This window comes from Thermomonas haemolytica (genome assembly GCF_004346265.1).
GTDB lineage: Bacteria > Pseudomonadota > Gammaproteobacteria > Xanthomonadales > Xanthomonadaceae > Thermomonas > Thermomonas haemolytica.
Window position 1 is genome coordinate 21,997 of the sequence record NZ_SMAP01000013.1, and the last position, 18,551, is coordinate 40,547.

An 18,551-nucleotide genomic window follows, 5' to 3' on the forward strand; every position below is an offset into this window, starting at 1 on the left:
ATGAGACCTGCTTCCACGCCAGCCCCTTCAGCCGACGATGCCGCCCTGGTCGCGGCCGCCTGCCGGCGGATCGAGCAGGCCGAGACGCCGCCCTCGCTGCAGGTGCTGGCGCAGGCCGCCGGGCTTTCGCCGCATCGCTTCCATCGCCTGTTCCGCGCGCTCACCGGGGTGACGCCCCGCGCCTATGCGCAGGCGCATCGTGGGCGCGCGCTGCGCGCGGCGCTGGCGCAGCCCGGGGCCACGGTGGTGGATGCCGCCTTCGCCGCCGGCTTCAACGCCAGCAGCCGGTTCTATGCCAGTGCCGACGCGCTGCTGGGGATGCCGCCCGCGCAGTACCGCGCGGGCGGTGCCAAGGCCCGCATCCGGTTCGCGCTGGGACAGTGCACGCTGGGCGCGCTGCTGGTGGCCCGCAGCGAGCGCGGCCTGTGCGCGATCGCCCTCGGCGATGATCCCGAGGCCTTGCTGCGCGAGCTGCAGGACCGCTTCCCACGGGCCGAACTGGTCGGCGGGGATGCCGAGTTCGAGCGCTGGATGGCGCAGGTGGTGGGGTTGGTGGAGACGCCCGCGATCGGACTGGAACTGCCGCTGGACATCCGCGGCACCGCGTTCCAGCAGCGGGTGTGGGAGGCGCTGCGCAAGATCCCGCCGGGCCGTACCGCCAGCTATGCCGAGATCGCCGCGGCCATCGGCCGGCCGCAGGCGGTACGCGCGGTGGCCGCGGCTTGCGCCGCCAACCCGCTGGCGGTGGCGATTCCCTGCCACCGCGTGGTGCGCAGCGACGGTAGCCTGTCCGGCTACCGCTGGGGCGTGGCGCGCAAGCGCGCGCTGCTGGCGCGCGAGGCCGGGCCGGGCTGAGCGGCCCCGGCCCGCGCCAGCCGTTAGGGAAGGCCTGAACAACGCCATCCAGGCGTTGTCAGCCCACGCCGAGTCCGGCCCAGGTCCGGACTCGGCTCACACGCATCAATCACTTGCATGATGGATGCGTGGCCGGCCATCCATGGCCGGCGGGAACCTCTGAGTGGATCAGAGGTTCCCTAGGCCGCGGCGCGGGCGGGGTGGCCGCCGGTGCGCGCGCTGGCGGCGCGCAGTTCCTCGGTGTCGAAATCGTCCACCATGATGGTGTCGAGGGTGATCGTGCGCAGGGCCTCCAACTGGGCACGTTCGTCCGCGCTGATCGCCCCCAGCCGCACCGCTTCGTCCAGCTGGGCGGGGAACTCCAGCGCGTCGATCTGGCCGGACTTGAGCGCCTTCAGGAACTTGCGCTCCACCGGCTCGGCCGCGATGGCCTGCGCCAGATAGCTGTTGATGCGGCCGCCCGGGTTGTTGTCGCCGGGGGTCAGGAACACGCCGGCCGCCAGGCGCTCGCGTGCCTCGTTCGGGTTCATCAGCAGGTTGGCCACCCGCCGCGACAGGCGGTCGCCCGGGGCTTCGGCGCGGCGGCCCAGCGGGAACACCAGCGGCCACAGCAACCAGCCCAGCGGCTTGATCGGGAAGTTGCGCAGCGCCTGCGACAGCGCCAGCTCGATCTCGTAGGCGCTGTTGTGGAAGGCCCAGGCCAGCAGCGGCTTGTCGGCGTCCGGGCAGCCCTCGTCATGGTGGCGCTTGAGCACTGCGGCCATCATGTACAGATGGCTGAGCACGTCGCCGAGGCGGCCCGACAGCGACTCCTTGAACTTCAGGCGCCCGCCCAGTGCGCCCAGCGAGATGTCGGTCAGCAGCGCCAGGTTGGCGGCATAGCGGTTGAGCTTGCGGAAGAACTTGCGGGTATAGGCATCGCCCGCCACCCCGGCCTGCAGCCGCGCGCCGGTGAGGCCGAACCAGAACGAGCGCGCGGCGTTCGAGATCGCGCCGCCGATGTGCGGGTACAGCGCGGCGTCGAGCGCCTCCAGCCCGGCTTTCGCATCCGGGTCCTGCGCCGCGCGCATCTCCTTGAGGATGTAGGGATGGCAGAGGATCGAGCCCTGGCCGAAGATCAGCAGGCTGCGGGTCATGATGTTGGCGCCTTCCACCGTGATCGCGATCGGGGCCGCCTGCCACGCGCGGCCGGCGAAGTTGCGCGGGCCGAGGATGATGCCCTTGCCGCCGATGATGTCCATCACGTCCTTGGAGACTTCGCGCGCCAGGGTGGTGCAGTGGTACTTGGCGATCGCCGAGGGCACCGAGGGCACGTCGCCGCGGTCCACCGCGGCCGCGGTGGCCTGCGACAGCGCGCTGATGGCGTAGGCGCGCCCGCCGATCCGCGCCAGCGCTTCCTCGACGCCTTCGAAGCGGCCGACCGACAGCCCGAACTGCTTGCGGATGCGCGCGTAGGCGCCCGTCACAACCGCGCCGGTCTTGGCGCCGCCGCTGGCGGTGGAGGGCAGGGTGATCGAGCGGCCCACCGCCAGGCATTCGTTGAGCATGTTCCAGCCCTTGCCGGCCATGTCCACGCCGCCGATCAGCTGGCTGAGCGGGATGAACACCTCGCGCCCGTGGATCGGGCCGTTCTGGAACGGCGAGTTCAGCGGGAAGTGGCGGCGGCCCACTTCCACCCCGGGCGTGTCGCGTGGCAGCAGCGCCAGGGTGATGCCGATGTCGCGGGTCTCGCCCAGCAGGCCGTCGGGATCGTACATGCGGAAGGCCAGGCCGATCAGGCTCGCCACCGGCGCCAGGGTGATGTAGCGCTTGTCGAAGGTGAGCTTGATGCCCAGCACGTTGGCGCCGTTCCACTGGCCCTTGCAGACGATGCCGAAGTCGGGGATCGAGGTCGCATCGGAGCCGGCGAACGGGCCGGTCAGGCCGAAGCAGGGCACTTCCTCACCGATCGCCAGGCGCGGCAGGTAGTAGTCCTTCTGCTCGCGGGTGCCGTAACGGTGGATCAACTCGCCCGGGCCCAGCGAATTGGGCACGCCGACGGTGGCGCTGACCACGCTGGAGATCGAGGCGATCTTCTGGATCACCTTGTGGTGCGCCAGCGCGGAGAAGCCCAGGCCGCCGTATTCCTTCGGGATGATCATGCCGAAGAACTTGTTGCGCTTGAGGAAGTCCCACAGCTCCGGCGGCAGGTCGGCATGCACGTGGGTGATTTCCCAGTCGTTGATGCGCTTGCACAGCTCCTCCACCGGGCCATCGAGGAACGCCTGTTCCTCCGCCGTCAGCTGCGGCTTGGGGTAGGCCAGCAGCTTGTTCCAGTCGGGCATGCCGTTGAACAGATCGCCTTCGAACCCGACCGAGCCGGTTTCCAGCGCGATCCGCTCGGTCTGCGACAGCGGTGGCAGCGCCTTGCGCAGCACGCGCAGGGCCGGCGCGGTCAGCAGCGGCTTGCGGATCGCCGGCACCAGCAGCGGCCCGGCCACCAGCACCAGCAGCGCCGCGGCGACGAGGGTGGCGGTGGGGTTGGCCTGCAGCAGCCAGCAGGCCACCAGCAGGCTGGCCGCGAGCGCGGCCCAGGTGGCCAGGCGCAGGCGGTGGTAGGCGGCGAAGGCGCCGCTGAGGAGCAGGGCGAGGAAGGGCAGGACGATGCTCATGACGGGACTCCCGTGGCGCGGCGGATCGTGGGCGGGCAAGCGTTGCGGGCGCAGGCCGGCAGGCTTACCATACGCACTAGTATGGCGCCTGGATGTAAGCTGTCAACGCGCAAACAAGAGCAAAAACTCAGCATACTTCACCCTGCCATGCCGTATGGAAGCCGCCCGTAATGATCGAAGCCACTGCACGCAGCGGGCGCCTGAGCGCCGATGACTGGGCCAAGGAGGCGCTGGACCAGATCGCCGAGCAGGGCGTGGCCTCGGTGGCGGTGGAGCCGCTGGCGCGCCGTCTGGGCGTCACCAAGGGCAGCTTTTACTGGCATTTCCCCTCGCGCGATGCCCTGCTGCAGGCGGCGCTGGAGCGCTGGGAGCGCGATGAGCAGAACGCCTATGGCGCGCTGGAGGCGATCGCCGACCCCACCGAGCGCCTGCGCACGCTGTTCCGCCTGATCGCCCAGCACAGCAAGACCCATGTCATCTACTCCGAGCTGCTGAAGGCCGCCGGCCACCCGGCGGTGGACGCGGTGCTGGCGCACGTGCTGGAGCGCCGCACCGGCTTTTTGTTCACCTCGTTCCGCCAGGCCGGCCTGAGCCAGAAGGACGCCCTCAACCGCGCGCGCATGACGTACGCGATGTACGTGGGCTTTTTGCAGCTGGAGTTGCCGCGCTTCCAGGCCCGGCAGCCGATCGAAGGCTTCGACGGCTACATCGAACACATGATGGCCACCCTGGTGCCCGCGCGCGGCTGAGCGCCGTGCGCCGGCCCGACGGGCTTGCCGCGCCGCGCCCTGCAAACGATTTCATCCCACATTCCATCAGCGCCTGACACAGGCAAGGACCCCGCCCGATGACCAGCAAGCTCGAATCCCTGAACCAGTGGGTCGCGGAGGTGGCGCACCTCACCCGCCCGGCCGCCATCCACTGGTGCGATGGCAGTGACGCCGAACACGCGGCGCTGATCGCGCGGATGGAAGCCGACGGCACCCTGGTCCGCCTCAACGAGGCCACCCATCCCGGCAGCTGGCTGCACCGTTCGCATCCGGACGACGTGGCGCGGGTCGAGCACCTCACCTTCGTCTGCACCACCGAGCGCGAGGACGCCGGCCCCAACAACCACTGGATGGCGCCGGATGCGGCGCACGCCAAGATGGACGCGCTGTTCGACGGCTGCATGCAGGGCCGCACGCTGTACGTGATCCCCTACTGCATGGGCCCGATCGACTCGCCGCTGTCGCGCTGCGGGGTGGAGATCACCGACTCGCCGTACGTGGTCGCCAACATGCGCATCATGACCCGCATGGGCGCGCCGGCGCTGGCGCGCATCGAGCGCGAGGGCACCTTCGTCAAGGGCCTGCATTCCACCGGCGAGCTCGATCCCGAGCGCCGCTTCATCATGCATTTCCCCGAGGAGCTGACGATCAAGTCCTACGGCTCCGGCTACGGCGGCAACGCGCTGCTGGGCAAGAAGTGCCATGCCTTGCGCATTGCGTCCTGGCAGGCGCGCCAGGAGGGCTGGCTGGCCGAGCACATGCTGATCCTCGGCATCGAGACCCCGCAGGGCCAGACCCACTACATCGCCGCCGCGTTCCCGTCGGCCTGCGGCAAGACCAACCTGGCCATGCTGATCCCGCCGGAAGGCTACCGCCGCGCCGGCTGGAAGGTGTGGACGGTGGGCGATGACATCTGCTGGATGCGTCCCGGCGCCGATGGCCGCCTGTATGCCATCAACCCAGAAGCCGGCTTCTTCGGGGTGGCCCCGGGCACCTCGGCCAAGTCCAATCCGAACGCGCTGGCCTCGGTGCAGGCCAACACCATCTTCACCAACGTCGGCGTCACCGCGGACAACCAGCCGTGGTGGGAAGGCATCGACAACGGCCTGGCCCCCGCGCTGGACTGGCGCGGCGAGCCGTTCGACCCGGCCACGCGCCCGGCCGCGCATCCGAACGCGCGCTTCACCGTCAGCGCCCGCCAATGCCCGTCGTACTCGCCGATGGCCGAAGACCCGCAGGGCGTGCCGATCAGCGCCATCGTGTTCGGCGGCCGCCGCGCCTCGCTGGTGCCGCTGGTGTTCCAGGCGCGCGACTGGACCCACGGCGTGCTGGTGGGGGCGGCGATGGGCTCGGAGACCACCGCCGCGGCGACCGGCGCGGTCGGCGTGATGCGCCGCGACCCGATGGCGATGAAGCCGTTCTGCGGCTACAACTTCGCCGACTACTTCGCGCACTGGCTGTCGTTCGACCGCCCGGGCGCACGGCTGCCCGCGGTCTTCCACGTCAACTGGTTCCGCAAGGGCGACGACGGCAAGTTCCTGTGGCCCGGCTTCGGCGACAACCTGCGCGTGCTGGAATGGATCATCGGTCGCGTGCAAGGCACGGCGGGTGCCGTGGAGACCCCGATCGGCCACCTGCCGGCCGAGGCCGACCTCAACCTCGAGGGCGTGGCCCTGTCCGACGAGGCGCGCGCCAAGCTGTTTGGCCTCGACCATGCGGGCTGGCAGGCCGAGTTCGCCAGCATCGGCCGCGACCTCGAGGACTACGGCCCGCGCCTGCCCGAGGCCCTGCGACAAGAGCAGCAGCGGATCGCGCGCGCCCTGGCCGCTTGATCACGCCGCATCCGCCGGCATCCCGCCAAGCCCCGGCCCCGCCGGGGCTTCGTCTTCTGTAGCGGCGACCGCCGCCATGCCTGCGCTGTCAAGTCCCGTCCGGCATCCGTTGCGCCCGAAACTGAATGCGCAGCCAGCATCATGAATGCGCCCTGAGGGCCTTGTTAAAGAATTGTTGACTGGTCTATAGTCGGGCAGTCGGGCCATCGCAGGCCGGGCGTATCTGTACAACTTCTAGTCACTTCGTCCCACATGGGGGTTACACACAATGGCTTCTAATTACCTGGCCAAGGGCCTGAAGCGAAGCGCACTGACCGTTGCTCTGGGTCTGTGCTTCGCGGGTGGCGTGCAGGCGCAAAGCACCACGGGCGGCATCAACGGTTCCGCGCCGGCAGGCTCGACCGTGACCGTGACCAATAACAGCGGCTTCACCCGTACCGTCACCGTCGACGCGAACGGCCGCTTCAACATCAACAACCTGCCGGTCGGCAACTACACCGTGACCTCCGGCAGTGAGAAGCGTGAAGTGGTGGTGACCGTCGGCTCCAGCGCCGCGGCCTCCTTCGGTGGCGCCGCCACCACCCTCGGGACCGTGACCGTCACCGGGACCACCATCGCGCCGATCGACACCACCACCCTCGACACCCGCTCCGTGGTCACGGCGCAGCAGCTGCAGCGCCTGCCGCTGGCGCGTTCCGCCGAAGCCATCGCGCTGCTGGCTCCGGGTGCCGTCAATGGCGCGGCCGGCTTCTTCGGTGGCCTGGTGTCCTTCGGCGGTTCCGGCGTGTCCGAGAACGCCTACTACGTGAACGGCTACTTCACCGGCGAGCCGGTGTCCAACCTGGGCGGCTTCACCCTGCCGTACCAGGCGATCGAGCAGCAGGAAACCTTCCTGGGCGGCTACAGCGCGAAGTACGGCCGTTCCGACGGTGGCGTGATCAACCAGATCGGTAAGCGCGGCACCAACGACTGGCACTTCGGTGGTCAGGTGACCTACACCCCGAAGAGCCTGCGTGGCAAGCCTGAAGATGTCTATTTCCCCAACATCTCGCTGCCTTCCGGATATACCTACCAGAACACCACCCAGCCGGGTACGCTCTACCAGCGCGGCAAGGACAATGTGACCTGGAGCCACAGCTACACGGCCTACGCCAGCGGCCCCATCATCAAGGACCGCCTGTTCTTCTTCGCCTTGGGTGAGTGGAACCGTTCGGAAACCACCACGACCCCGACCGCGCTGGCCAGTGCGCCGCGTCTGACCGACAACACCACCAAGAATCCGAAGCTGTACGGCAAGCTGGACTGGTCGATCACTGACAACCACTTCCTGGAGTACACCTACCTGAGCGACAAGTCGGATCGCACGGGTGAGTACTATGCCTACACCTTCTCCGACGGCAGCATCGGCTCCAAGCTGTCGGTGGTGCCGGATCCGTTCTACCAGAAGAACGAATTCAACATCCTCAAGTACACCGGCTACCTCACCGACACCCTGACCCTGAGCGCCCTGTACGGCGAGAGCACGCTGCACAAGCGCCAGATCAACCCGTCCATCCTGCCGGGCGTTCCGCTCCTGGGCGGCGTGAGCAACCAGAACCCGGCCATCACCGGCGGCACGCCGATCACCAACAACCAGAGCGGTGCCGTTGGTATCAATGCCAAGGACAAGAGCAAGGGTACGCGCGTCGACCTCGAGTGGGTGCTGGGGCGCCACACGCTGACGGCCGGTATCGACAACATCAAGTTCGAAGCCTTCAATGAAGGCCAGGATCAGCTGGTCGACCGCTGGATCTATGGCCGCACCACCGGCAACATCGTGCCCGGCCACGTTGGCAGCCCGGCGAGCCCGTCCAATCCGAACGGCTATTACGCCTACAAGCTGATCTTCAAGACCGCGACCAGCATGTCGCTGGACCAGAAGGCGTACTACCTGGAAGACCGCTGGCAGATCACCGACAACTTCCTGCTGTCGCTGGGTATCCGCAACGACAAGTTCGTCAACCGCAACAACGTGGGCGAAGCCTATCTGGATGCCAAGAACCAGTGGGCGCCGCGCATCGGTTTCTCCTGGGACGTGAACGGCGACAGCTCGATGAAGGTGTTCGGTAATGCCGGTCGCTACTTCCTGGCGCTGCCGAACAACGTCGCCATCCGTGGCGCGTCGGCCTCGACCTTCACCCGCGAGTACTTCACCTACACCGGCATCGCCGCGGACGGCACCCCGACCGGCCTGACCCCGGTGCCGCGCACGGACGGTGGCAGCGGCCCGTACTCGTCCAACGGTGAGTACGGCCTGCCTGTCGACGTGAAGGCGTTCGCGCCCAGCGATCTGAAGAACATGTACCAGGACGAGTACATCCTGGGCATGGAGAAGATGCTGACCTCGGATTGGATGCTGGGTGCCAAGCTGACCCATCGCAGCCTGAAGTCGGCCGTGGATGACTTCTGCGATCCCTACGCGCTGATGGATGCGGCCGGCCTGACCCCGGTGGACTTCCAGAACGGCAAGTTCATCGCCACCAACGCGGGCGGTACCCGCATGGAAGTGGCCTACTGCTACATGTTCAACCCGGGTGGCGCCAACACCTACAGCTTCGCCAACGTGGACGGCAGCAATAACCCGACCGGCACCCGTACCGACATGAAGATCAGCTCCGCGCAGCTGGGCTTCGATCAGGGCGTGAAGCGCACCTACACCGCTCTGGACCTGTACCTGGAGCGTCCGTGGGATGGCAAGTGGGAAGCCCGCATCGACTACACCTTCAGCAAGAGCCGCGGCAATACCGAGGGCCAGGTGAAGTCCGAGTTCGGCCAGACCAACATCTCCAAGACGCAGGACTGGGATGCGGCCGCCCTCATGCGCTACTCCTACGGCTATCTGGCCAACGACCGTCGCCACCAGTTGAAGATGCGCGGTAGCTACGCCATCACCGACGAGTGGCTGGCCTCGGCCAATATCCGTATCGTCTCGGGTGCGCCGATCAGCTGCCTGGGTTATTTCAACCCCGGCAACATCAACGAGAACGATCCGGCCGCGGATCCGGTCGGCTACGGTTCCAGCTACCACACCTGCTTTGGCCAGGTCGCGACTCCGGGCAGCCAGCGGACGCCCTGGACCAAGACCATCGATCTGGGCCTGACCTACCGTCCGGCCTACTTCGACAAGAAGCTGTCGGTGGCGGTGGCGGTGCGCAACGTGACCAACGACAGGAAGACCACGCAGGTGGACGTCACCTCGGAGACGGCGCCGTACACGGTGTCGAACACCTACCTGCTGCCGATCGCGCAGCAGGCTCCGCGTACGGTCCAGTTCAGCGTTTCGTACGACTGGTAATCCGCTTTACAGCAGCGGGCGCTCGACTGGGCGCCTGCTGTCGGCAAGCGACTTCACCGGCCCCGCAAGGGGCCGGTTTTTTTTGCCATGATGGTGCGCAGCATGGAAATGAAATTGATGGCTGCAAGGCAACAGGCGCAAGGGCTCGTCGCCAGGGGGGCATGGGCCGAGGTACGCGCGTTGTGGCTGCGCGAACTGGCCGGCATGCCAGATTCCGGCGACATCATGGTGGAGTTGTCGTACGTAGAATCCCATGCGGGAGGCTATCGGAAGGCCTTGGAGTGGGCCGAACGCGCATCTGGCCACCTGCCCGTCACCGAAGAGGGCAGGCTCGGGCTTATCCGTAGGTTGCACACCTTCAACCTGTCGAGCGCCCTGCACGCGACCGCACAGGGATTCCTGACGGATCGGGGGGCGTCCCCGACGGTGCTGGCCGAATGCGGGCGCTGCCTGAGCCTGGCCGGTGATTTCGCCATGGCACGGCGCTGTATCGACGCTGCGATCCAGCATGGCCAGGCCAGCGAGGCGATATCGCTCCTGCACGCGCAACTACTTGTCCAGGAGGGTGCTTCGCAGGAAGCGGAGGATATTTTCGAGGGACTGCTTGCGCGCAACCCCGCGAACGCCCAGGCTTGGTGGCTACTCGCCAGGCTCAAGTCGCACACTGCAGAGCGGAACCACATCGCGCGCATCCTTTCCGCGTTGCAGGTCGCTGGTGATGATCCCCATCGCGCCGCACTGCTGGCTCGGGCACTTCACAAGGAAGCGGATGATGTCGGCGACAGGGCGCTGGCATGGAGCGCCCTCGAGCTGATGTGCCGGGCAAAGCGACGCGTTGAGCACTACGACCCGTCGGAAGAGCGACGCCTGCTTCAACGCCTGCTCGATTTCCCGTTAGATGCCATATCCGCTGCCGCTGATCAGGGGGCGGTGCCGATTTTCATTGTCGGCATGCACCGGTCTGGCACCACGCTCTTGGAGCAGATGCTTGCCGCCAGTCCGCAGTTGAGTGCGCTTGGCGAGCTTTCGGATTTTCCTGCGGCTTTGCGGTATGCGGCCGACTGCCATGCCCGGGATATTGTCGACGTGAATGTCCTGGACAGGCTGATCGAACGGCGCCAGGTCGATGTCGGAAGCATTTATCTCGGAAAAGTCGCGTGGCGTCTCGAGGGGGTCCGCTTCTTCACGGACAAGCAGCCGGGGAACTACAGGGTGCTGGGACTGATCTGCCGGGCCTTGCCGCAGGCCAGGGTCCTGCACATGGTGAGGCATCCTCTGGAGGTCTGCTTTTCGAACCTTCGGGAAATCTTCAACGGAATCAATGCGTTTTCGTACGATCAGGCCACGCTTGCCGACCATTACCTTGCTTACCGGAAGCTGATGGCGCACTGGCACCGGATGTTTCCGGGAAGGATACTCGACGTCAATTATTCGGATCTGGTCGCGGATCCCGAGGGCAGCCTGCGCAGGGTGTCGGCTTTCTGCGGAATGCAGTATGTCCCGGAGATGGCGGATCCACGCAACAGCCGCCGCAAGGCCGTGGCGACTGCCAGTACGGTGCAGGTTCGTCAGCGCGTCATCGATCAGCGTGTCCCGAAGTGGAAGGCATATGAGCCCCACCTGCAGCCGCTGATGAACGCATTGCGGGAAGGAGGGTGCGCACTGGTGCCATGACTTCCGGCACGTGTTGCCTTTGAACTGGTGTATTACATTACTAACACACCAATTCAGGAGGCAGTCATGAACATCTCCAGCATCTCCACCGTGTCCCGTGGCAGCCTGGCCGGGGAGCGCCGCAAGGCGCCGCGGACCCCGAACGAGGTCGAGACCCGCCTGCAGCGGGTGGGCGAGCGCGAGTTCGGCATCGGCTACGGGCGCAGCAGCGGGTATGCCCGCGTGCGCAGCTACGTCAGCAGCCAGCCGGCGCTGTTCCGTTGCCGCTGAGCCCCAAGCCCGGGGTGGCGCGGAATGCGGCGGCGGCCTGCAGCAGGTCCGGGAAGAACGCCTCGAACGTCGCCTGCAGGTGGGGCTCGTCCGCGCGCAGCATCTCGAGGCAGGCCACCAGTTTCTCGCCGTTGCGCGAGAGCCGGGTCGCGATGCCGCGCACTGCGGTATCCACGCTCTCGCGCCGGGCATACGACCCCAGCCAGTCATGCGCCGCCATGCGCGGTGCCAGCGCCGCCAGCCGCGGCGGCAGTCCTTCGCGTCGCTCGTCGAGGATCCGATAGACACGGGCGGTGAACTCCGCCAGTGGTACCTGCGCTTCCCAGCGCGCCCAGTCGCGCGCCAGGCAATGGTCGAAATACACGTCCAGCACGATGCCGGCATAGCGGCGCAGCGGGCCGAAGCGTGCGCGTGCCGCTGTCACCGCGGGGTGTGCGTCGGTATAGCGGTCGATCCGCCGGTGGCGCACGATCTCCGCCCGCACCGGGGCCGGCCAGTCATCCAGGGCGCTTTGCCCGAGCACGAAATCGCCCAGCAGCGCGCCGAGGATGGCGTCGTCGGAATGCCGCGCCAGCCAGGCGTGGGCGAGGTAGTTCATGCGCCGATGGTACGGCGCGGGACGGGTGCGGTCAGTGCGGGGGCGCCGCGGTGGCGCCTTGCGCCGGGTCGGGCTTGCAGTCCGGGCCGAGCGGGCGGGGGGCGGCGGCCACGCACGGGGTGAAATCGCGCAGCCCCGCGAACTGGCGGGTGTCGCCGCGGGCCACGGCGAAGCGGCGCAGCGGCGCCAGCGCGCAGTCGCGGCGCTGGCCGCAGGCCTCCGGGTACAGGGTGTAGTGGCACCAGCCGCTGTCGCTGGCGCGGCATTCGAAGCGGGCCACGCCATCTTCCACGCGCGCCCGGCTGGACAGGCTGACGTGGCCGTCCTGCGCGACCCGGCTGGTGTAATCCACGCCCCCCATCGAGCAGCCGGCCAGGGCCAGCAGGAACTGCAGCAGGGCGACGAGCTTGCTGATGCCGAAATCGAACATGTCGGGCCTCACATGTGCTTGAACAGGGCCATGAACGGCTGGCTGACCGTGAGCGTCTCCGTGCGCTGCTTCAGTCGCACGCTGCCGCGCCCGCTGTCGTCGCGGACGATGCCGGCAATGGCCTTGAGGTTGACGATGGTGGAGCGGTGGATCTGCTTGAACGTGCGCGGGTCCAGGCGCGGCAGCAGCTCGCGTAGCGAACTGCGCAGCAGCGCCTCGCCGTCGGCGGTGACCACCGTGGTGTACTTCTGGTCGGCCTGGAAATACAGCACGTCGTCCACCAGCACCAGGCGGGTCTCGCGTCCGGCGCTGGCGGTCAGCCAGGTCAGTGGCTCGGGGGCATCGGCCTGCCGCGGCAGTGCGCCCAGCTGGCCCAGCAAGGCGGCCAGGGTGGCGGCATCGGGCTGGCCGCCTCGCGTTTGCAGGCGTGCGATGGTGGCATCCAGGCGCTCCGGCTTGACCGGCTTGAGCAGGTAGTCGATGGCGCCACGCTCGAACGCGTCGATGGCGTACTGGTCGTAGGCGGTGACGAACACGATGCGCGTGCGCGGGCTGGCCTCGGCCGCGATCGCGGCGACTTCCAGCCCGGTCAGGCCGGGCATGCGGATGTCGAGGAAGGCGACGTCCGGCTGGTGTTCGGCCAGGGCCTCCACCGCGCTGGCGCCGTCCTCGCATTCGGCCAGCACCTGCAGGCCCGGCCAGGCGCGCTTCAGTTCCGCCACCAGCGCCTGCCGCAGCAGGGCTTCGTCCTCGGCGACGACGCAGGTCGGGGCGTTCGGGGCGGCATCAATCATGGCGGTCTCCGCGGGTGGGCAGCTGCGGCGGTACGGTGATGGTGGCGGCGACGCCGCTGGGGAAATTGGCGATCACCGCCAGGCTGGCCTCGCCGGCGTAGCGCAGGCGCAACCGCTCGCGCACGTTCTTCAGGCCGATGCCGGTGCCGCTGGTCTGGGTATTGAAGCCCTCGCCGTCGTCGGCCACCGTCACGGCGACCTTGCCATCGTCGTCGCGGCGCGCGCGCAGCCACACGGTGCCGCCGCCGGTGCGCGGCTCCAGGCCGTGCTTGATCGCGTTCTCCACCAGCGTCTGCAGCATCATCGCCGGCAGCGGGGTGGCAAGCAGCGCCTGCGGCACGTCCACCTGCACGGCCAGGCGGTCGCCCATGCGGATCTTGAGGATTTCCAGGTAGGCCAGCGCGCGTTCCAGTTCGATGCCGAGGGTGGACATGTCGTCCTCCGCGCTCGGCAGCGAGCGGCGCAGGTACTGGATGAGGTGGCCCAGCATCGCCTCGGCGCGCGCGGGATCGCTGCGGGTGAGCAGCTGGGCGCTGGCCAGGGTGTTGTAGAGGAAGTGCGGTTCCACCTGCGCGTGCAGCAGGTGCAGCCGGGCCTCGGTGAGCTCCTTCTCGGTCGCGGTCTGGGCGGCGCTGGCCTGCTCGCGGCGGCGGCGGTCGCCGATGCGGCGGGTGATGGCGCGCGCGATCGCCTCGGCGTTCTCGAAGTTGGTGCCGTCGTCCACCAGGAACCAGTCGCTCCACGCTGGGCTCTCCGGCTCGCAGATCAGGGTGACGCGGCCGCTGTCGCCGGCCGGCGTCACCGTGGCCTGCAGCAGGTTGTGGTCGGGTGCGAACCACAGCAGCGGGTTCCAGCGCCGCAGCGGCGGCTCGCCGTACAGGTGGGGGCGGGCGATCTTCGCGCGCACCTGCAGGCTGTCGCGCGCCGCACGCACGTCGCCGACGCCCGGAAGTTCGCGCACGGCGGCCTCGACCACGTCGAAGGCCTCGCCGGCTTCCAGCGGGATTTCGATGATGCGCTTCTGGCGGTTGTCCAGGGTCTCGTTGTCCACCCGCCCGGCCACCAAGCGCACGCGGTGCAGGTGCGAGAACGCGCCGGCGATCACCAGGCCCATAGTGAAGAAGGTGAACAGAACCGCCGGGAACTCCAGCCGGCCGATCAGCGGCAGGCTGGAATACAGGCCGACCACCAGCATCACCGCCAGGCCCCAGGCGATGGTGATGCGCAGCAGGAAGAACAGGCGCTTGAACATGGGCGGTGGGCCGTCGGGAGATGGCCGCGAGCATAGCCGCGCCCACCCGGATGGGAAGGTGGCGCGCGACGAACACCGGGTTTGCCGCGATGAAGCCGGCATCGTCCGGCATGACCTCCGGCCCGTGTTCGCCGCGCTCGGTCGTGGATGATGGGAGCACCCAACGCCCCCCTGGAGTCCGCCATGCGCCGCGTCCCGCCTGCATCGTCCTTCGCCCCGGCCCTGGCGGCGCTGGCCATCGCCCTGCTGCCTGGCTGTGCCGGCGTTAGCGTCAGCCCGTCGCCTGCTGTCGCGCGGGTGCTGGCCGATCCGGCCCGCAGCGCCGCCGACCGCGAGCGCGACGCGCGCGACAAGCCGGCCGAGGTGTTGGCGCTGGCCAGGTTCAAGCGCGGCGATACCGTGGCCGACCTGCTGGCCGGCGGCGGCTATTACAGCGAGATCCTGTCTGGCATCGTCGGCCCGAGCGGCAAGGTGCTGCTGGTCAACAACACCGGCTATGAAGCCTTCGGCAAGAAAGGACTGGCCGAACGCCTTGCCGGCAACCGCCTGCCCAACGTCGTCCACGTCGTCGGCCCCAGCGACGCGCTGGGCATGGGCGAGAACGTGCTCGACGGCGCGGTGATCGTGATGTCCTACCACGACCTGTATTGGGTGGACGAAAAGGAAGGCTGGCCGAAGGTCGATGCCGACAAGTTCCTCGACCAGGTAGTGCGTGCGCTCAAGCCCGGCGGCGTGCTGCTGGTGGTCGATCACAGCGCCAAGGCTGGCACCGGCAGCGCCGACGCGCAGACCCTGCATCGGATCGACGAGCAGTTCGCGATCGCCGATTTCCGCAAGCACGGCCTGCAGTGGGAGGCGGCGATCCCGGCGCTGCGCAATCCGGAGGATGACCGCAGCAAGAGCGTATTCGACCCCGCCATCCGCGGCAGGACCGACCGCTTCGTGCACCTCTACCGCAAGCCCTGAGCAGGCGCGCCGGCCGGTTCACCGCGCGGCGGCCTCTCGTCGCGGATGCGCAGATAGCGGGCGAAGCGCGGCGTACCCTTGGCGGTCAGGCCATCGTAGCGGTAGGTCACGATCGTCCCTGGTCGCGGTGGATGCTGGCGATCGGCGTCGGACAGCCCGCTGCCCAGCGCGAAGCGGCGGCCGTGGGCGTCCTCCACCAGCAGGGCGCCGACCATCCCGGCGTACTTGCCCTGCCCGGGGCGGTAGCCGACTACGCGCGCTTCGGCATCGGCCGCGGGCTTGTACTTGAGCAGGTCGTCGCTGCGGCCGCCGCGGTAGTAAGCGGACGCGCGGTGTAGCATCAGGCCTTCGCCGCCTGCCGCCACCACGGCGCGCAGCCGCGCATCGAGTGCGGCGCGATCGGCAACGGGCGTCTGGGCGATCGCGCGCAGGTGCGGTGCCGCAGTCTTCGCCACCAGTGCGCGCAGGCGCGCCGCGCGCTGGCCGAACACCCCGGGGTCGGCGGGCAGGTCGAACGCCATGAAGCGCACCTGGCGCCAGCCGTCGGCGTCCATCCGCAGCGCGCGCACCAGGTCGCTGATCTGCTGGAACCGGCCGCGCGCGATCCACAGCTCGCCGTCCATCGGCTGCGACGGCCAGCCGGCGGTGAACCAGCCCGGCGCGTCGATCGCATCGCCGTTGCGGGTCAGCAGGCGACGGCCATCCCAGCGTGCGCGCACGCCGTCCAGCTTTTCGCTGACCAGCCAGGCCGGGAGGTCGATTCCGTCGTGCATCCGCATCGCCAGCATCGGCGCCGGCGACAGACTGTCCGACCACGCCGGGCACGGCGCCAGGCAGGCGGTGGCGATCAGCAGGGCGAGCAGGGCAGGGCGCGGATGCATGGCGGGCTCCGGTGAGGCGGGCGGCCAGCGTCGCGCGGCGTGCGCGCCCTGCCCATCGGCCGTTGTCCCGGTGGTGCATCGGAGTTCGCCGTATCGGCACGGGTGGCCTGTGGCCGCCGCTTACGGCTGCAGCAGCTGCTTCAGGCGCTCCGCACCGTGCGTGTTGGAGGGGTCCAGCACCAGCGACTTGCGGTAATTGGAAATTGCCTGCGGCTTGTCGCCGAGCGCCTCGTAGCCTTCGGCCAGGCTGTCGAAGGCGTTCCAGCTCTGCGGCCACTGCTCGGTGTTGTAGCGGAACAGGCCGAGAGCCTGCTGTGGCTTGCCCTCGCGCAGCAGGCGATACGCCCAGGTGTTGACGTAATCCTCGGTCAGGTGCAGTTCCGGATGCTTGCGCCTCACGTCGGCCACCGTGCGCGAGACATCGCGGCCGCCGCCTGCCTGCAGCGCCTGTTCAAGCGCCTGCAGCGCCGCGGGCTTGCCGAAGATGTCCTCCAGCGCCTGGTTGGCGAGGTCCTGCATCTCGTTCTGGGTCTCGCCCGGGCGGTTGGCAAGCAGGATGATGCCGTAGCCCATGTCCGGATACAGCTCGATGTAGCTGGAGCAGCCGAACGTGCTGCCGGAGGTGCGCAGGCGGCGCTTGCCGTCCACGGTCCTACTCAGCGTCCAGTTGTAGCCGACGGCCGACTGCAGCGGGTCGCCCCAGGCCGGCTGCTGGGTCAGGCGGATGGCCGGGTCGGTCGCTTCCAGTTCCGCGCGGATGAACTTCGCCATGTCGGTGGTGCTGTAGCGCAGGCCACCGGCCATCAGGAACGCGCGCGCGTACAGGCGCGGCATGGCCACGTGCCGCTTGTTGTAGCCATCCACCTCATCCGCCGCGCGCGCATTCCCGGTACCGGCCTGCATCCCCATGGGCTGCTCGATGTAACGGGCCAGCAGGGTTTCATACGGCTCCCCGTAAATCCGTTCGAGGATGCGGCCCAGCAGGTCCGGCGCCAGGTTGGAGTGCTGCGGCTGGGTGCCGGGCTTGCGCAGCAGTTTGGCGTCCTTCAGGGCTTCGTCCACCTGCGCGGGGGTGGTGCGCTCCATCGCCGCATTCGCAATGAAGGGCGCCTTGTCGGGGTCGGTATTCGCCGGGAACGGGTTGGGGAGGTTGTCGGGCAGCGCGGAGGTGGTGTCGGCGAGGTCGATGATCCGTACCGGCGTGCCCTCCCACTCCAGGTTCGGATACGCGCCCGGCAGGTAGCGGCGGATGTCGGCCTGGGGATCGATCCTGCCCTCCAGCACCGCGTGGGCCAGCAGCAGCGAGTTGAACAGCTTGCTGATCGAGCCGATCTCGTACACCGAGTGCTCGGTCGGCGGGCTGTCCTTGCCGCGGGTGGTGGTGCCGAAATTGTAGAAATGGGCCTTGCCGTCCTTCACCACGGCAATCGACATGCCATCGGTGTGCCCGCCCTTGACGAAGGCCTCGCCTAGACGCTGGAAAGTGAGGTCCATGCGCGTTGCCGGCGGCGACGCCGGGGATGCGTCGGCATGCGGGAGGGCGATGGCCGCACACAGCAGGGCGGCGAACAGGGGCAGGCGGACGGGCATGGCGGTCTCCAGGGGGAAGCGGCAATGCCGCTGGCGGCGGCATCGACGTCCGGATGGGATGCAGGAGCGCCCGGAAGGGTTGCATTGCCCGGTCGAGGCGCCCTCTCAGCCGGCGCCGACGCGTCCGCGCACGACCTGCATGTCGCGCACCGGGCGCACCTCGATGCTGCCGAAGCGTGCCCACGGGAACTGGCGGGCAATCTCCATCGCCGCGTCCATCGAGTCGGCCTCGATCAGGTTGAAGCCGGCCAGGAACTCGCGGGTTTCGGCGAAGGGGCCGTCGGTCACCCGTGCCAGCCCGTCGCGCACGCGCAGGGTGCGCGCGCTCGCGGGGTCTTCCAGTTGCTGCGAGCCCAGCAGGCAGCCGCTGTCGCGCAGGGCGTCGGCCTTCGCGAAGCAGCCGCGCATCAGGCGGTCGAACTCGCCTGCCGGCAATGCGTCGAGCAGCGCGGGATCGATGTGGATCAGGGTCAGGTACTGCATCGCCGCCTCCGGTCCGGGGTCTGGCGATCATGCCCGCCGGCCGTGCTCCCGACAAACTGAATGGGTGAAAGTATTTGGTAATTCCTAGCCAAACCGGACCAGATCAACGAGGATTTGGTCATGAAGCGATGCCCTTCGTGCGAGGGGACAAGGCACTACAAGCTGGCCGAT

15 protein-coding genes are annotated in these 18,551 nt (G+C 68.4%); 7 read left to right on the forward strand and 8 right to left on the reverse strand.

Annotation, left to right across the window (positions count from 1 at the left end):
• Nucleotides 1-855 (forward strand): bifunctional DNA-binding transcriptional regulator/O6-methylguanine-DNA methyltransferase Ada, encoded by an 855-nt coding sequence (ada, locus tag EDC34_RS11835; RefSeq protein WP_114961077.1) that lies wholly within the window; start codon nt 1-3, stop codon nt 853-855.
• A 179-nt stretch (nt 856-1,034) separates the two neighbouring features.
• On the opposite strand, the gene EDC34_RS11840 is transcribed toward ada, so the two are convergent.
• Nucleotides 1,035-3,506: an acyl-CoA dehydrogenase gene (locus EDC34_RS11840; RefSeq protein WP_114961076.1), complete on the reverse strand. Its 2,472-nt coding sequence runs from the start codon at nt 3,504-3,506 to the stop codon at nt 1,035-1,037.
• Between the two features lie 170 nt (nt 3,507-3,676).
• On the opposite strand from EDC34_RS11840, the gene EDC34_RS11845 reads away from it, so the two are divergent.
• From EDC34_RS11845 to EDC34_RS11865, 5 genes are all read left to right on the forward strand, one after another.
• A complete protein-coding gene (locus EDC34_RS11845) occupies nt 3,677-4,255 on the forward strand; it encodes a TetR/AcrR family transcriptional regulator (protein ID WP_114961075.1) in 579 nt (192 codons plus the stop codon).
• A gap of 98 nt (nt 4,256-4,353) precedes the next feature.
• Nucleotides 4,354-6,108: a phosphoenolpyruvate carboxykinase (GTP) gene (locus EDC34_RS11850; protein ID WP_114961074.1), complete on the forward strand. Its 1,755-nt coding sequence runs from the start codon at nt 4,354-4,356 to the stop codon at nt 6,106-6,108.
• Between the two features lie 268 nt (nt 6,109-6,376).
• Nucleotides 6,377-9,442 carry a TonB-dependent receptor gene (locus EDC34_RS11855; RefSeq protein ID WP_114961073.1) on the forward strand — a complete coding sequence of 1,022 codons (3,066 nt, stop codon included), beginning with the start codon at nt 6,377-6,379 and terminating at the stop codon, nt 9,440-9,442.
• Between the two features lie 87 nt (nt 9,443-9,529).
• Nucleotides 9,530-11,116 (forward strand): tetratricopeptide repeat-containing sulfotransferase family protein, encoded by a 1,587-nt coding sequence (locus EDC34_RS11860; protein WP_114961072.1) that lies wholly within the window; start codon nt 9,530-9,532, stop codon nt 11,114-11,116.
• A 66-nt stretch (nt 11,117-11,182) separates the two neighbouring features.
• A complete protein-coding gene (locus EDC34_RS11865) occupies nt 11,183-11,386 on the forward strand; it encodes a hypothetical protein (RefSeq protein ID WP_114961071.1) in 204 nt (67 codons plus the stop codon).
• Here the strand turns inward: EDC34_RS11865 and EDC34_RS11870 are convergent.
• The 4 genes from EDC34_RS11870 to EDC34_RS11885 are packed head-to-tail and all read right to left on the reverse strand — an operon-like array spanning nt 11,352 to nt 14,460.
• Nucleotides 11,352-11,984 carry an acyl carrier protein phosphodiesterase gene (locus tag EDC34_RS11870; protein WP_114961070.1) on the reverse strand — a complete coding sequence of 211 codons (633 nt, stop codon included), beginning with the start codon at nt 11,982-11,984 and terminating at the stop codon, nt 11,352-11,354. The genes EDC34_RS11865 and EDC34_RS11870 overlap by 35 nt on opposite strands.
• A 31-nt stretch (nt 11,985-12,015) precedes the next feature.
• On the reverse strand, nt 12,016-12,414 hold the full coding sequence (locus EDC34_RS11875; protein WP_114961069.1) for a hypothetical protein: 399 nt from the start codon (nt 12,412-12,414) through the stop codon (nt 12,016-12,018).
• An 8-nt stretch (nt 12,415-12,422) separates the two neighbouring features.
• Entirely contained in the window at nt 12,423-13,208 is a 786-nt protein-coding gene (locus EDC34_RS11880; RefSeq protein ID WP_114961068.1) for a LytR/AlgR family response regulator transcription factor, read from the reverse strand.
• Nucleotides 13,201-14,460, reverse strand: a complete 1,260-nt coding sequence (locus EDC34_RS11885) for a histidine kinase (RefSeq protein ID WP_114961067.1) — start codon at nt 14,458-14,460, stop codon at nt 13,201-13,203. Before EDC34_RS11885 ends, EDC34_RS11880 begins: the two co-directional genes overlap by 8 nt.
• A 183-nt stretch (nt 14,461-14,643) precedes the next feature.
• On the opposite strand from EDC34_RS11885, the gene EDC34_RS11890 reads away from it, so the two are divergent.
• Nucleotides 14,644-15,426: a class I SAM-dependent methyltransferase gene (locus tag EDC34_RS11890; protein ID WP_114961066.1), complete on the forward strand. Its 783-nt coding sequence runs from the start codon at nt 14,644-14,646 to the stop codon at nt 15,424-15,426.
• Here the strand turns inward: EDC34_RS11890 and EDC34_RS11895 are convergent.
• The 3 genes from EDC34_RS11895 to EDC34_RS11905 all read right to left on the reverse strand — a co-directional run bounded on the left by EDC34_RS11895 (nt 15,411) and on the right by EDC34_RS11905 (nt 18,380).
• Complete coding sequence (locus tag EDC34_RS11895; RefSeq protein WP_114961065.1) at nt 15,411-16,307, reverse strand: DNA ligase; 897 nt, start codon at nt 16,305-16,307, stop codon at nt 15,411-15,413. The genes EDC34_RS11890 and EDC34_RS11895 overlap by 16 nt on opposite strands.
• A gap of 120 nt (nt 16,308-16,427) precedes the next feature.
• Nucleotides 16,428-17,897, reverse strand: coding sequence for a serine hydrolase (locus EDC34_RS11900; protein ID WP_114961064.1), 1,470 nt, complete (start codon nt 17,895-17,897; stop codon nt 16,428-16,430).
• A gap of 105 nt (nt 17,898-18,002) precedes the next feature.
• The gene (locus EDC34_RS11905) at nt 18,003-18,380 is read right to left on the reverse strand and encodes a YciI family protein (RefSeq protein WP_114961063.1); all 378 of its coding nucleotides are present in this window, start codon (nt 18,378-18,380) and stop codon (nt 18,003-18,005) included.
• Nucleotides 18,381-18,551 lie beyond the last annotated feature (171 nt).